At 43.8% G+C, this 14,048-nt stretch carries 19 protein-coding genes and 1 tRNA gene; all 20 read right to left on the reverse strand.

Annotated elements, in window-relative coordinates; translation table 11 throughout:
* Positions 1 to 2 precede the first annotated feature (2 nt).
* Positions 3 to 956: a radical SAM protein gene (locus tag PHV44_00240; GenBank protein ID MDD5591710.1), complete on the reverse strand. Its 954-nt coding sequence runs from the start codon at positions 954 to 956 to the stop codon at positions 3 to 5.
* On the reverse strand, positions 938 to 1,480 hold the full coding sequence (locus tag PHV44_00245) for a DUF4416 family protein (GenBank protein MDD5591711.1): 543 nt from the start codon (positions 1,478 to 1,480) through the stop codon (positions 938 to 940). The genes PHV44_00240 and PHV44_00245 overlap by 19 nt, the downstream gene beginning before the upstream one ends.
* Positions 1,481 to 1,526: 46 nt before the next feature.
* Positions 1,527 to 1,913: a PilZ domain-containing protein gene (locus tag PHV44_00250; protein ID MDD5591712.1), complete on the reverse strand. Its 387-nt coding sequence runs from the start codon at positions 1,911 to 1,913 to the stop codon at positions 1,527 to 1,529.
* Positions 1,910 to 2,110 (reverse strand): hypothetical protein, encoded by a 201-nt coding sequence (locus tag PHV44_00255; protein ID MDD5591713.1) that lies wholly within the window; start codon positions 2,108 to 2,110, stop codon positions 1,910 to 1,912. Before PHV44_00255 ends, PHV44_00250 begins: the two co-directional genes overlap by 4 nt.
* A gap of 193 nt (positions 2,111 to 2,303) precedes the next feature.
* Positions 2,304 to 3,389, reverse strand: coding sequence for a 3-dehydroquinate synthase (gene aroB, locus PHV44_00260; GenBank protein MDD5591714.1), 1,086 nt, complete (start codon positions 3,387 to 3,389; stop codon positions 2,304 to 2,306).
* Between the two features lie 5 nt (positions 3,390 to 3,394).
* Positions 3,395 to 4,015: a site-2 protease family protein gene (locus tag PHV44_00265; GenBank protein MDD5591715.1), complete on the reverse strand. Its 621-nt coding sequence runs from the start codon at positions 4,013 to 4,015 to the stop codon at positions 3,395 to 3,397.
* A 5-nt stretch (positions 4,016 to 4,020) separates the two neighbouring features.
* Positions 4,021 to 4,791 (reverse strand): SH3 domain-containing protein, encoded by a 771-nt coding sequence (locus tag PHV44_00270; protein MDD5591716.1) that lies wholly within the window; start codon positions 4,789 to 4,791, stop codon positions 4,021 to 4,023.
* A gap of 8 nt (positions 4,792 to 4,799) precedes the next feature.
* Positions 4,800 to 5,084 carry a small basic protein gene (locus PHV44_00275; GenBank protein ID MDD5591717.1) on the reverse strand — a complete coding sequence of 95 codons (285 nt, stop codon included), beginning with the start codon at positions 5,082 to 5,084 and terminating at the stop codon, positions 4,800 to 4,802.
* A 5-nt stretch (positions 5,085 to 5,089) separates the two neighbouring features.
* Complete coding sequence (locus tag PHV44_00280; protein ID MDD5591718.1) at positions 5,090 to 5,626, reverse strand: SPOR domain-containing protein; 537 nt, start codon at positions 5,624 to 5,626, stop codon at positions 5,090 to 5,092.
* 31 nt (positions 5,627 to 5,657) lie between these two features.
* Positions 5,658 to 6,710 (reverse strand): HD domain-containing protein, encoded by a 1,053-nt coding sequence (locus PHV44_00285; protein MDD5591719.1) that lies wholly within the window; start codon positions 6,708 to 6,710, stop codon positions 5,658 to 5,660.
* Entirely contained in the window at positions 6,670 to 7,824 is a 1,155-nt protein-coding gene (locus PHV44_00290; GenBank protein MDD5591720.1) for a deoxyguanosinetriphosphate triphosphohydrolase, read from the reverse strand. The genes PHV44_00285 and PHV44_00290 overlap by 41 nt, the downstream gene beginning before the upstream one ends.
* Positions 7,817 to 8,257: an HIT domain-containing protein gene (locus PHV44_00295; protein MDD5591721.1), complete on the reverse strand. Its 441-nt coding sequence runs from the start codon at positions 8,255 to 8,257 to the stop codon at positions 7,817 to 7,819. Before PHV44_00295 ends, PHV44_00290 begins: the two co-directional genes overlap by 8 nt.
* Positions 8,258 to 8,347: 90 nt before the next feature.
* Positions 8,348 to 8,836, reverse strand: coding sequence for a metallophosphoesterase family protein (locus PHV44_00300; GenBank protein ID MDD5591722.1), 489 nt, complete (start codon positions 8,834 to 8,836; stop codon positions 8,348 to 8,350).
* A 51-nt stretch (positions 8,837 to 8,887) separates the two neighbouring features.
* Positions 8,888 to 10,480, reverse strand: a complete 1,593-nt coding sequence (locus tag PHV44_00305) for an ATP-binding protein (GenBank protein ID MDD5591723.1) — start codon at positions 10,478 to 10,480, stop codon at positions 8,888 to 8,890.
* Complete coding sequence (locus PHV44_00310; GenBank protein ID MDD5591724.1) at positions 10,477 to 11,145, reverse strand: LysM peptidoglycan-binding domain-containing M23 family metallopeptidase; 669 nt, start codon at positions 11,143 to 11,145, stop codon at positions 10,477 to 10,479. Before PHV44_00310 ends, PHV44_00305 begins: the two co-directional genes overlap by 4 nt.
* 33 nt (positions 11,146 to 11,178) lie before the next feature.
* Positions 11,179 to 11,249, reverse strand: a tRNA-Gly gene (locus PHV44_00315).
* The gene (gene thiC / locus PHV44_00320; GenBank protein MDD5591725.1) at positions 11,229 to 12,524 is read right to left on the reverse strand and encodes a phosphomethylpyrimidine synthase ThiC; all 1,296 of its coding nucleotides are present in this window, start codon (positions 12,522 to 12,524) and stop codon (positions 11,229 to 11,231) included. The genes PHV44_00315 and thiC overlap by 21 nt, the downstream gene beginning before the upstream one ends.
* 10 nt (positions 12,525 to 12,534) lie before the next feature.
* Entirely contained in the window at positions 12,535 to 12,981 is a 447-nt protein-coding gene (locus PHV44_00325; GenBank protein MDD5591726.1) for a thiamine-phosphate pyrophosphorylase, read from the reverse strand.
* Positions 12,965 to 13,453, reverse strand: coding sequence for a D-glycero-beta-D-manno-heptose 1-phosphate adenylyltransferase (gene rfaE2, locus PHV44_00330; protein ID MDD5591727.1), 489 nt, complete (start codon positions 13,451 to 13,453; stop codon positions 12,965 to 12,967). The genes PHV44_00325 and rfaE2 overlap by 17 nt, the downstream gene beginning before the upstream one ends.
* A 13-nt stretch (positions 13,454 to 13,466) precedes the next feature.
* Positions 13,467 to 14,036, reverse strand: coding sequence for a D-sedoheptulose 7-phosphate isomerase (locus PHV44_00335; GenBank protein ID MDD5591728.1), 570 nt, complete (start codon positions 14,034 to 14,036; stop codon positions 13,467 to 13,469).
* Positions 14,037 to 14,048 lie beyond the last annotated feature (12 nt).

Consider the following 14,048-nt stretch of genomic DNA (forward strand, 5'->3'; position numbering starts at 1 on the left):
TCTTAAATAGGTTTTATGTTTACGCCGGCAAACCTTTCTAAGCCATGCGCATCCTGCGTCCAGCCGTTATATAAGCCATACTTTTCCATAGCGGCTTTGGCATCTAAGTATTCCTGGCGGGTAATGCGCCGGGCAATCCCCGGGAACTCTTCTGCTTTATAATAGGGGGAATACTGGCTCATCAGGCTGATGTATGAATCCGCAGAAAGCTCTCTGGCGATAAAACGCATTATCTTATCTGTCCCGGAGATATCATCCGGCAGGGCCAGATGCCTGATAATCAATCCCCTCTCTATTATGGCCTGCTCATCCATTTGGGCAATGCCTACCTGCCTATGCATTTCTTTTAAGGATGCCTGATTAAATTTAGGATAATCCGGCGCGCGGGAATATTTAATCGCCTGGGCATTATCGGCATAACGCATATCCGCAAGATATATATCTACTATGCCATCCAATAATTTTATGATTTCAGGCAGTTCGTATCCGCTGGTATTATATACCAGCGGGATTTTTAAGCCCTTGGGGATAGCCAGGGATAAGGCTTTCAGGATCTGCGGCAGGCAATGCGTAGGCGTGACTAAATTTATATTGTGGCAGCCTGCCTCTTGTAACTGCAGCATAAAATCTGCCAGGGCCTCTATCTCTATTTCCCTGCCTCCCCCCAGTTGGCTAAACTCGTAATTCTGGCAATAAGCGCAGGCCATATTACATCCTGAGAAAAATATTGTCCCGGAACCGCGCCTGCCGGATACGGGCGGTTCTTCGCCGTGATGGGCCATAAAACTATAGACTTTGGGTTTTAGCCCTGTCCGGCAGAACCCTTTTTTATCCTTCAGGCGGTTTACTTTGCATTTACGCGGGCAGATAGTGCAGGATGAAAGCATGGCAAAGATTTCTTCGCTGATGCTGTCTAATTTTCCGTTATGGTATGATTCTAGATAGATGGGATACATTTATTTTTAATCTGCGCCGCATAGATTTCTCTGATACGGTTAAAGACGGCGATATAGTCAGCTGTCTTGTAATCCGGGTAGGTCCATTCCCAGGCCTTAAAATCCTTATGTTCATAAAAAAGGGTTATCTCCGCATAGATGCCTTTATCAAGATAAATACGGTGCTTATAGTCTTTGGTTGTCGCCAGGACAAGTTTTGCCATATCCAGATAACCCGGGTCAATGTTGATTAAACGTAGTCCCGCCCGGGATAATTTTTGCTCAATTCTGTTAGTTGCGATTTTTATTTTAGGCAGGCCTTCGGGAGGGATGAGCTTTTTAAAGCTAACGAATTTTCTTTTTAAGCCCTTGCCGAATTCTTCTTCGTAGTAATGCGTATGGGTAAAAGGAAGAAGCGGGCTTTCAAAGTCTATCCTGCCGAATTTTTTCTCTAAGAAAGATTCGGCCTTAGCCAGGGTATTCTCTTCCTTGAAGATGAAACCGCTAAATAGTTTTACCGCTAAATGTTTTTTTATTTTACCCACGTAATTTTTTTAGGCGGGGAGAGAATTTAGTTCAATTTAAGGCTGCTTATAACCTTTTATGGCCGCAGGATTCTTTGGGCAAGAATTGGTTTACATACTGGGATATCTTTTTACGTTGGCCGGGCGTGATCTTATTGAAAAATATGGCGATATTAAAACCACCGTTTTCTTTATCTTCTGTCCTGACGATTACGCCGGTGCATTCAACCTCGACATTTTCTATTCTTTTTGCGTTCGTAATGGGCAGGATAACCTTGGCTGCGATTTTGGTAAAGGGAGGTATGTATTTATCTAAACAGCAATAGGCGCCTACGCAGCTGATGTTCTGGGTGCTGGTGGTGAAATCATAGCCGTTAGCCACTATCTTAATGGGTAGGGCCTGTTTTATCCGGGGGTAACGTCTTCTCTCTGTTGTTTTTTTGCGCTTTATCATTTTTTTTCTTCTTTGGGTTTCTGCGTTGCCTTGCGCCAGCATCTTTTGTTACAGTAGAATTTTCCGTTACGGTAATACCGTTTTAACTTCCTAATAGGCTTATTACAGGCTAAGCAATTAGTCTGTTTTTCTTCTATTGGCTTTGCGGGCTTGGGCTGCTCTTTGGCTGCTTCTGGCTTAGCTGCTTCAGCGGTCATTATTTCTTCCTTTCTTCTTGAATATATCCTCGATTATTTTGATTTACAGGTAAAAATATAGCACACATTCTTAGAAATGTCAAACAGCAAAGTCTCTTGTAAATTCTATCAGGCAGCGGGTCCTCACCGCGTGGTGAGCCTCTCGTCAAATTTTCCTCGAGGCATCTCCCGCGTCACCCGCTGGAGATTACAATTAAAGTATTTCTTTCACCGCTTCTTGAATGACCTTAAGCGGAATGTTTTCTTTTACACAGGCCTTGCCGATGCCTTTGATGAGGACGAATTTATTCTTACTTCCGCTGAACTTCTTATCGCGATAGTGCGCCTTTATTATATCAGAAAGAGGAATATTCTTTATCCTGGCAGGTAAGTTCACCTTTTCTATCAGCCCTTTAATCCTTTCGGCTACGGAGTCATCAATCAGGTTTAATCTTTTGCTTACGCCGCAGGCTGCCAGCATGCCTAAGGCAATGGCCTCGCCATGGCTGTATTTTTTATATCTTCCGGCTGCCTCAATGGCATGGCCTATGGTATGGCCGAAGTTCAGGATAGTGCGCATGCCCTTCTCTTCCCTTTCATCCTGCTGGATAATTTTTGCCTTGATATCGCTGCAGCGGGTTATTATAAATTCCAAAGCGGATGTTTTTAACTTAATGATATCGCGATAGTTTTTTTCAAGGTATGCGAATAAGCGGGCGTCTTTTATGATCCCGTATTTGATTATCTCGGCGAGGCCGTTTCTTATTTGCCTGGCGTTTAATGTTTTCAGGAACTTTATGTCGCTCAATACTAACTTGGGTTGATAAAAGGCGCCCAGGAGGTTTTTGCCCTGGGTCAGATCTACCGCGGTTTTTCCGCCGATAGCAGAATCAACCTGCGCCAATAGCGTCGTGGGCAGCTGTATGTAGGCAATGCCGCGCCTATAAATAGAGGCGATGAATCCGGCCAGGTCGCCGATGACCCCGCCTCCGAAAGCGACGATGAAGATGCGCCTCTTTTTATCATAGGCAGTTAAATCCCGGATTATCGTAGAAACCATCTCTATAGACTTGCTTTTTTCCGTATCGGGAATAAGTTTAAATCTTACCTCAAGCCCGGATCCTTTAAGTATTTTATCCAGTGATTTCCCGTGCCTTTTGTTTATGGGCGTATTTGTAATTACGTATGCGCTGCTTCCGATATTTAGTCCGGATATGTATCTGCCCAGGTGTTTTATGGCGTTATCCGCGATAACTATATTGTAGGAACGTTTCTTGAGGTTCAGTTTCAGTACGCGCATTTTTTTTAAGAAAATACCCCCAGTAATTTCAGTATCAGGCTTACCCCGGACCAGATGATGCGGCCGAAGACCCCTAGCCAGAGCATCATAATTATAATAATAAATCCGTAAGGTTCAATAAGCGCATATTTCTGGGCTAATTTTTCAGGCAATATCCCCAATAAGATACGCGAACCGTCTAAAGGCGGTATGGGGATGAGATTAAATACAGCCAGGACTACGTTGATGATAATGAGGTTTTCTATGGCGAACTTCAGCACTACGGGCAGGGGTAATAATCTTAATATTATACTTAGGAGAAAGGCAAAAAGGAAATTTACGAGGGGCCCGCTTGCGCCTATCCAGATAATATCGCTCCTGGGGTTTTTTAAGGAGGAATAATTTATCGGGACGGGTTTTGCCGCCCCGAAAACAAACTGCCCGTTGGTACTCATAAACAGGAATAAGGGCAGTAAGAATGTCCAGAGCGGGTCTATATGCGCTAAAGGGTTCAGGGTGAGCCTGCCGGAATTTTTAGCGGTAGAGTCCCCTAATTTATAGGCTACCCAACCGTGGGCGAATTCATGCACGGTCATCGCTATGATTAATAACCCAAACAATAATAAGAAAGATACTAAAAGGGCCATAATATTTAATCTAGCGCTTCTATTTTTGTTATTTCAACGACGGGGTTAGGGCCTTTAATATTGATTAATTTTCCGGTTACCTTTACCCTGCAGTAATTTAAGTTATCCAGGTTTTCTTTATTCCCTTTTAAAAAAAATACTTTTTTATCCGGGGTGATAAGTTTATGCGTTGCGTTACGCCTGAAGACCTTGCCGTAGGGTTTTACAATGCCTTCAAGGATTATGGTTTCATCTAAAACAGGTTCCTTATTAATTACCGCAGCTTCTTTTTCTTGGGGCGGGGTTAATTTGGCCTCTTGCGTTATTTCATCGGCAACGCTCGCTTTATCCACGAAGCTCTTATGTATCCAGCCGAAACTATCATTCACCGGTTCTATTTTGTACCACCCCCCCTTATCTTCTAAGATGTTTACCACCTCGTTTTTATCGGCTCTCCCCAATATCCACGACGATTCGCTAGGTTGCATGCGGATATTTACGTTATCTTTTAATACCTTGGCGGTATTATTCTCTATGACGGTAACTAAGGTTTTTTTGATAAAAGACGGCGCGGTTTTGGGCATCCGGATCTTATACCATTCGTATAATTCCCGCACCACCTCTACCTTATCCCCTTTATTTATTTTGCAGATAATCCGGGAACTTACCGTGGAGTCAGAGCGTACGTTGATATCGTTGGCGTTAATTATCCCCTGGTAAGAAGCCGCGTAAAGCGGATGGGACGCAATTATTATGATCAGCGATAATACGGCGGATATTTTTAAGGCTGGGCGCATCTATTTTATTACTTACCCTGTGTCTTGGCAGCAGCGGCCCCTTTGGCAGGAGTTTGTGTTTTGGTTTCGCTAGCGGCAGGAGCGGCCCCTTCGGCAGCAGCAGTTTCTGTTTTTTCCGCTTTTTCTTTCTTGATTTTTATCCTTATGGTCTTAATCTTAGGCAGGCCGCAGACTTCATCGCCTTCCTTCCATTGCTCTTTATCCAGCATGATTCTTAAGCGTTCCGTGCGTTTTAATACCGACCTTTGTTTTTTATTTTTGTCCGATAATTTTAATGAAGGGTGTATTGACATTGTTTTTAAAGCCTCCTTACTCTGCAATCCTGGTATTGTTTTTTTAGCTTTGGTAATAAAAACTCTGCTTCTTGTTTGTTAGGGAAGTTTCCCACGCAAACTATGGTAAATTTGCCTTTAGACAGGACCATGGTGGATAGCCCCTTCTTTTTTAAAATATCCGCTTCCCTCTGCGCGTTTTTCCTGTTGATGAAAGAAGCCACCTGTATGGTATAGTTCGGGGGTAGAAGAGATTGTTGTGCCGCTTGTGCCTGCGTATCTGCCTGCCTGGGAGCTAATGCAGCGGCTTTAGGCTGTGCCTTCTGGGCCTTCAGGGCGATGTCCAGGCGGGAATCTGTTTTTAGCCGCACTATCCTTTTGCCCCTCTCTACGCCTAAAGAAAAACAGACGATACCGGTAATCGCCAGGCCGATGATTATAAGGATTGTTTTTTCCCACCCCCGGATAAAATTCAGAAGTAAACCGGAAAGGCGCGTTTCCTTTTGGCCTGGCTCTCTGGTTTGCGAAAATAACTCTAATTGCTGGGCTTCTTCTCTTTTCATAGCGGTTATTATATAACTTTTAACGCCTTAATTACAGATATTTTTTTGTCTTTATTTTTTTTACTACCTTCAGGAATGACTCTACGACCTTAGGGTCGAACTGCGTGCCGCTTTTTTTCTTTATTTCTTTTATGGCCGAGGCCATATCCATCCTTTCCCGGTAAGGCCTGCCGTAGACCATTGCCTCAAAGGCATCCGCCACAGCCATAATGCGCGCGCCTTGCGGGATCTGGCCTTTTTTAAGTTTTGAGGGGTATCCCGTGCCGTTGAATTTTTCGTGATGATGCATAATGATGGGTATAACCGGCCTTAAGATCTGTAAGTGCCTTAATATCTGCGCGCCTACAGCAGGGTGGCGTTTAATAATACTATATTCTTTCGCGGTGAGCTTTGTTGTCTTGGCCAGTATTTCCGGGGGGATATCCACCTTGCCTGCGTCATGCAACATGCTGGCGTATTTTAAACTTTCCACCTGCTTGGCATCAAGGTGCATTTGGTTGGCAATTAGCAAGACCAGGTGGCTGAAATACGGCGAGTGGGTGTATTCCTGAGGGACGCGCGCGTCCAATAACGTTACCAGCGATTTTATGCTGCCTAAAACTATTTTTTGCTGTTCTTTATAAAGTTGCAGATTTTTTATCCCGATTATGGCCTGCTCGGCGATGGTCATGAGCATTTCCTGGTCGAACCTGTCGAACGGATTATCGCTGCCAGCCCTCTTTATAACGATTATGCCCGTTATATCTTCATAGACAAGCGGTATGCCTAAGGTGTTGCCCTTTCTTATTGACGTAAGTTTCTCGATGATTCTTTTTTCTATCCTGTTTGAAATTTTCATCCGTTTATCGATGACATGTTTTTGTTTACCGATAATCAGGCAGCGTAGTAACGAGTATTCTTTGGTATGGTCTAAGAGCAGGATAAGGCAATAGCGGCAATGAAATATCTGGCAGATGAGCCGAGCCAGCCGGGGCAGCAGGTCCTCCAGTTCAAAGGTGGCGTTAACCAGCCGATAAATAGAATGGATGGCGGAGATTAATGTCTTATACTTTTTCGTAGGGGTCAAATAGTTTTTTGTATTCATCGAGGGCATACCTGTCTGTCATGCCGGCAATATAATCGCAGACTGCGCGCCTTACGCCGTCAGCGGGTATATTCTTTTGTATCTTAGGCGGCAGTTGCCGGGGGTTATCTATGTAAGTTTTAAAGAGCTCCTGTATAAAACGTTTGGCTTTATTGCTCATTCTTATGACGCGATAATGGCGGTATAAGTTCTCCATAAGGAATTCGCGCAGGGGTTTTCTTATTTTACGCAATTCACTGCTAAAGGCGATAATCTTTTTATCGGACTTCCTTACCTGGGCGCAGGATTTAAGTTTTAGTTTGCTTATTGTTTTTTCCGTTTCCCGGATGATGTCTGTAACCTGTATATCAATCAGCGACCTGATAATCAGGTATTTTCTCTGCTCACTATCTATTTTAGCATATTTTTTGGATATTTCTTTACTTATCTTATCCCAGAGGCCCACTTGTTTCAGGTCGGGTTCCTTCAATAACCCTGAGGTCAGGCCGTCGTCTATATCATGATTATCATAGGCTATCTCATCGGCGATATCCACTACCTGGGTTTCTAACGTGGGCATTTCATTAGGCGCTAAACCCTTTATTTTATCAGACCTGTCAAATGCCGAGGAGTGTTTTACTATGCCCTCCCTTACCTCCCAGGTTAAATTCAGGCCGGGGAAATCCGGGTATTTTGCTTCTAATATATCTACAACCCTTAAACCGTGCAGATTGTGGTTGAAGCCGCCGTATTTTGCCATAAGCTCATCTAAGGCGTCTTCTCCGGAATGGCCGAAAGGCGTATGGCCTAAATCATGCGCCAGGGCTATGGCCTCTGTCAGGTCGGCATTTAATCTTAAGGCACTGGCTATGGTCCTGGCAATCTGGGCGACTTCCAGGGTGTGCGTTAATCTTGTGCGGTAATAATCCCCCTCGTGATTTACGAATACCTGGGTTTTATATTCCAGCCTTCTGAAGGCAGCGGAATGGATAATCCTGTCGCGGTCCCTCTGGTATACGGACCTGTAAGGATGTTCCTTTTCTTGATAGACCCTGCCTTTAGTCTGATGGCTTTTCATGGCATAAGGGGCAAGAAGGTTGTTTTCGGATTCTTTTATTTGCGCCTGATTAAACATGTTTTTTTAATAATTTATATAATTCATCCAGCGATTGCGAGATTACCTTGGTGTTATTTAGTATGGGCATAAAATTTATATCGCCCCTCCAGCGCGGGACAATGTGTATATGCAGGTGGTTGGCCTCTCCTGCTCCGGCGCTGGCCGATATATTGATGCCGATATTATATCCGTGCGGCCTTAAGGTTTTATCTAATACCTTCTTTGTTTTATTTAAGGTTTTAAACAAATCCAGCATTTCGGCGTCTTTAAGCTGGGATAAATCCCCGACGTGCCTTATGGGAGATACCATCACATGCCCGTTATTATACGGGAAGATATTGAGCATGGAGAATGAGTATCTGGTTTTAGTTATAATATAACTCCTATGTTTAGCCTTTAATTCCCGGCAAAATATGCATTTTTTCTGCTTTTTTGCTTTCAGGTATTTCATTCTCCAGGGCGCCCAGAGCCTGTCCATGAGTTAAATATTTATCGTTAGCTTTAAACTGTTTTTTTAGGCTTATAGCTTACGGCTTACAACTTATAACCTAATAATACTGGCTTTTATTTTACCATTAATTTCTATGATTCCATAGGAATTATAGTCGGCAAAGACCTTATCCGTGGCGCTGCCTGGATTAAAATAGATTACGCCGCCTTTATTTTCGTTCGTGGCAGAATGCGAGTGGCCGAAGATAACTAAATCTACGCCTTCATTTTTAAATATACCTTCCATAAGTTCTATCAGTTGATTGGGCGGCCCATACCCGTGCATGACGCCAATTTTATAATTACCTGCCTGCACGATCTCTTTCTCCGGCAGCACCTTCCTTACTTCGTAAGGATCCATATTGCCCCAGACCGCCTTTACGTTTTTACAGACAGTCCTCAATTGGTCTAAGACGCTTAAGTCCACGAGGTCTCCGGCATGGATAACCATATCAACGCCTCTAAAGGCATGTAATATCGCCTCCGGTATATCCTTTGCCCGGTCAGGTATGTGTGTATCTGCGATGACTCCGATTTTCACCCCGCTCTTCCTTTCTATTTATTCCCCGGCCCTATTTAGGAAGGGCGGGGCTCACGCGATAATCCTGGGCTTATAAAACAAATCTAATATCTGATTTAAGTTATTTAAGTCCCACGTCCAGATTTTTTCTTCCAGGGCCCGAAGCCTGGTAGTGGGGTCTATCTCCTGTAAGGCGATAATAATTTTTCTCTGTGTTTTATGGCGGTATTTCTTGCATTCCCTAGCGAAGTCCGTAATGTCCCTTTCGGTCAATAAATCGTTCTTAAGGGCGATTATCCAAAGGTTATCATGCGAACGCCCAATCACGCCTTCCCTCAAGCCCTGGCCGTTAAATTCCAGGTTTTTGATTTCCCTGAAATGGCTCAGCCTAACCCGTTTCTTGTCTATCTGTATGATTTCATCTTCGAAGAGGCGCAGTAATTCTTTCATCCGTTCTATTATGGGCCTCTGTGTATTTGCGAGGAATTCACGGATCATCCCTTCTATTTTATCCCTGAAAAGCACCTTCTGGTTCTTTGCGTCAAAGGTCAGAGACTGCATCTTTTCCTGGTAGACGAATTTCAGCCAGAAACTGAATACGCGGTCGTTGACTTTCAGGAAGTCGCCGCTACGGCTTATTGTATCCAGTTCCAGCAGATGGTTTATTCGTAACGCCAGTTCTTTCTTCTGCTTACGCAGGATGTGGGCGATATCTTTTATTTTATTATGGCCGTTAGAGATTAGGTAGAGGATGGTTATATAGTCCTGGCTAAAAGGCGTATCCAGGAAGCGCTTGAGGTAATTAGAAAATTTCTGATGCAGCAGCCCCGTAGGCAGGTAAAGCAGGTCTTCGAGTATATCCGTTAAGCCAGAGATATTATTTTTCGATAACTCTTTAGTTATCAACTCTAAATAAAATGGGCTTCCTCCGGTAAAATGGACCAGGAAATTTTTTAACCCCTTATCTATACTTAGGCCCTTAAGCATATATTCCAGATAACCCTCGCTTATTTTTACGTCAAAGGGTTCTACGGTAAGTATTTCAAAATTCCCGAACAGCAAAGATAGATTCTTGGAGAGTATGGCCCTGGCCTTGAATTTCATGGAGCTGATGATGATATACATTGTTTTTTTCTGCAGGATTAATAATTTAGACCATTCGGGATAAAGGTTCTTGGCGCCTATATTTTCCAGGTTCTGGAATTCGTCGAATATGACTACGCAGAATTTATCCGTTTCCTGATGGATGGCCTCGCACAAGGAAAAAAGTTCAATAAAATTATTGTTTTTCCTTGTTTTATCCAGGGGGGTTAAGATGGATTTTATCTTTTCTACGGCCTTGGGTATATACTTTTCGGATTTTTTAATCAGGAAATCCAGGTCTTCTTTTAAGGGGATGCCGCTATTTGCCAGAAAGTTGTAGAGCAGCACGCCGATAAACCTCCTGGCGAAAGAGGCGAAGGATTCCGGCCTGATTTCCATATATAAGGTGATTATGCGGGTATCATAAAATTTATTCAGGAATTTAAATATTATCGCTGTTTTTCCGACGAGCTCATCCCCGATAATGGCGATATTCTGGCGGTAGCCGTCCTTTAGGTCGGTGATGCGTTTTTCTAAGGCATCCAGATAAAATTCGCGGCCGAAAAATGTATCTTTTTTCATGGGAGGTAAAAATAAGGGTTCTGGGGGATATGCCCTTTCCTTATCTCAAAGTGCAGATATGTGTTTTTATCGTTATCCGTGTAGCCTGCCTTGGCAATAACGGCGCCCCTTTGCACATAGCTGCCATTTTTAACAAGAATTTGGGAGTTCCTGGCGTAGACAGTTAAGAAGCCATCGCCGTGGTCGATAATTATGGTCCTGCCGAAGCCCCCGAAATTATCATCGGAGAAAACAATTTTTCCGCTACGCGAAGCCAGCACATCCGGGTTGTGATAACATTGTATATTCAAACCCTTATTGAGCATATTATTGAATGTCTGGCCGAAAGTAGAGATAACCTTGCCTCTTGCCGGCCAGATGAAATTTTCCGCCTGGCCCTTAGAGGTTAAATATTGCGTTTTTTGGCGGTGGGGTATAAATATGAGTTGCCCTGCGTCTATGGCTGCGGCATCGGGGATATGGTTTATTCCCACAATCTCATCTAAGTCCACGTTATAAATTTTTGAGATCTGCCATAGGGTCTGGCCCCTTTCTACGCGATGGTAGATTCCGGGTATGCCTTTGGGCGGAGTTGGTTTTATGTAAGGGGTGGGAGCGCAACCAGCCAAGAAGAGCAGGTAACAGATGATATGTATAAGATATAATGATGACTTTAACTTAAGCATAAATTATATACTTCCGCCAAAAAGCTAAAAACAAGCGGGCGAAGGGAATTGAACCCTCCTATCCAGCTTGGGAAGCTGGTGTTCTACCGATGAACTACGCCCGCATTGCATTTTTCTATTAACTTAATAGAACAATATCTTCCGCACATGGTGCATACGTCAGATAATTTTGGCTTTGAAGAGTTTCTATAGCATCTGGCTTTATCGGGGTCTATGGATAAGGTAATTTGTTTTTTCCAGTCGCGTTTTTTTCTGGCCAGCGACATTTGTTTATCGCGTTCTATCGCCGATTTTACCCCTTTTGCTATATCGGCGGCGTGCGCGGCGATTTTAGAAGCTATCACGCCCTCCCTTACGTCTTCTACGGAAGGGTGCCGTAAATGTTCGGAGGCAGTGACATAACATAAAAAATCCGCACCTAAACTTGCCGCTAAAGCAGCACCGATGGAGGCGCTGATATGGTCATAACCGGCGGCGATATCAGTGACCAAAGGCCCTAAGACATAAAACGGCGCCTGGTGGCAGAGTCTTTTCTCTAAAGCAATATTTTTTTTAATCTCATTTAACGGCACATGCCCGGGCCCTTCAATCATGACCTGGACATTTTTTCTTTTTGCCTGCTGGGCGAGTTTTCCCAGTATTTCTAGCTCAGAAATTTGCGCCTCATCGGTTGCATCCAGTATTGAACCCGGCCTTAGGCCGTCTCCTAAACTTAAGGTTACGTCGTAGCTGTAGGCAATATCCAGAATTTTATCGAAATACTCAAAAAAGGGGTTTTCTTTTTTATATCTGGTCATCCAGCTGGCGATTATTGCCCCGCCCCTGGATACGATATCCAGTATCCTCTTATGTTTCTTCAGGGCAGCCAAACTCTTCTTGGTTACGCCGGCATGGATGGTAAAAAAATCCACTCCCTCTTTTGCCTGCGATTCTAAAGTTGCGATTACGTCATCGGCGTTAAATTTTAAAAAGTCGCCTTGCGTTTTTTGGGCGTTGACCGCTATTTCGTAAACAGGCACTGTTCCTATTGGCACGGGAGAACGGCGCAGTATTTCTCTTCTTATTTTTTTGATGTTGCCCCCCACGCTTAGGTCCATAATTGTATCTGCGCCGTATCTTACCGCTACAGCCAGCTTTTTTAATTCCTCCTTAAGGGATGATTTATCGGTAGAGGTGCCGATATTGGCGTTTATCTTTGTGCGCAGCCCGTAACCTATGGCGCATGGCTTTTTTATTTTATGGTTTTTGTTTTGAGGGATGACGGCCCTGCCTTCTTTGATGTATTTTAAAAGCAGCCCCTGGGGTATGCCCTCGTTTTGCGCAAGGCCTTTCATCAGGGTAGTGAGGGTATTGTTTTTTGCGTATTCTAATTGCGTCATTACCGGATTATTACAGGCGGGTTTCTATGCCCGGGAATATTTTTTTAGCAGTTTTTCTTTCCAGCTCATAAATACCGTACCTTAATCTTTTGAACCCAACGGCAGTTTTTTTATTCATGAGCTTGGAGAATTCTTCCAGTACCCTGATCGATTCCTTCACGCGCTGAATATTCGCAAAGAAAATTTCCTGGTAATTACTGCGTTTTAATTCATTTATATAGATACCTTTGCCTACGTCATTTCGGCTTTGCCTATAACGGAGCAATTCTGTTTTTTTAGGCAGGCATTTCAATATAGTATTAATCCCGTGCCTTATTTTCTTGAAACTTGTTGTCAGGCCTTTATCGTTTAAGATAAACCTGGTGACTTCTTCGCATACGCGTAGGCCCTCTGTCGCGCGGTTTATATTAGCGTCGATAATCCTATGGACAATCTTTTTTCTATCGGGCTTGGGCAACTTTTTTGATTATAGCGGTAGTAGACCTGTTTTTTACTAATTTTATGGTATGGACCCTGCCCCCGTATTTTAAGACAATATCTTTGCCTACGATGTCGTTCTTGTCCCAGTCTGAACCTTTGATAAGCACATCCGGTTTAAGGATTTTTATTATCTCTAGCGGCGTAGTCTGGTTAAAAGAGGCCACATAATCTACGCTTTCTAAGGCCGCTACTATACGCAGCCTGTCCTTTTGCCGCACAATCGGCCTTTTGCTGCCTTTTATTTTTCTCACCGAGGCGTCGCTATTTACAGCCACTATCAGGCAATCGCCTTTTCTCTTAGCTTCTTGCAGGTATTTTACATGGCCGTAGTGCAGTATATCAAAACAGCCGTTAGTGAAGACGATTCTTTCGCCATGTTTTTTCAGGTAAGAGACTATCCTCTTCAATTTATCCGGGCTCTTTATTTTATCCTCTAAGAGACGTATCATTAGTGGTTTTAGTTTATTGGCAGAAGGCCTGTTCTACCAGTTCGCAAATGATATGCCCGACGATGATGTGCGCCTCCTGTGTCCTGGCAGTGACCGAAGAAGGCACTACCAGCGATACATCAGCTAGTTTAGCCAATTCCCCTCCATCCGCTCCGGTGAGGGCGATTGTTTTTATCCCCATTTTTTTTGCCTGCTTGATCCCGCAGGCAACGTTTTTTGCCTTTCCGCTTGTGGATATCCCGATAACCACGTCGTTCTTTTGTCCCAAGGCCTCTACCTGTTTTGCAAAGACGAACTCGTAGCCGTAATCATTAGCCAGCGCCGTTATTATAGAGGTATTTGTGGTCAGGGCAATAGCCGGCAGGGCATCCCTGTCTTTTTTAAACCTGCCTACTAATTCTGCGGCAATATGCTGGCTGTCACTGGCTGAACCGCCGTTACCGAACAGGATTACTTTACCGTTTTTCTTTAAGGCGTCAATAACGATAGTGGTGATTTCTATGATTTGGCTTAAGCCTGTGCGCATTAATTCTTCTTTGACCTGGATGCTTTCCAACAGTATATCTTTAATTCTGTCTCTCATCTGCCCGCTCCG

The organism is Candidatus Omnitrophota bacterium (assembly GCA_028717245.1).
In the GTDB taxonomy this organism is placed as follows: Bacteria; Omnitrophota; Gorgyraeia; order Gygaellales; family Profunditerraquicolaceae; genus JAGUYA01.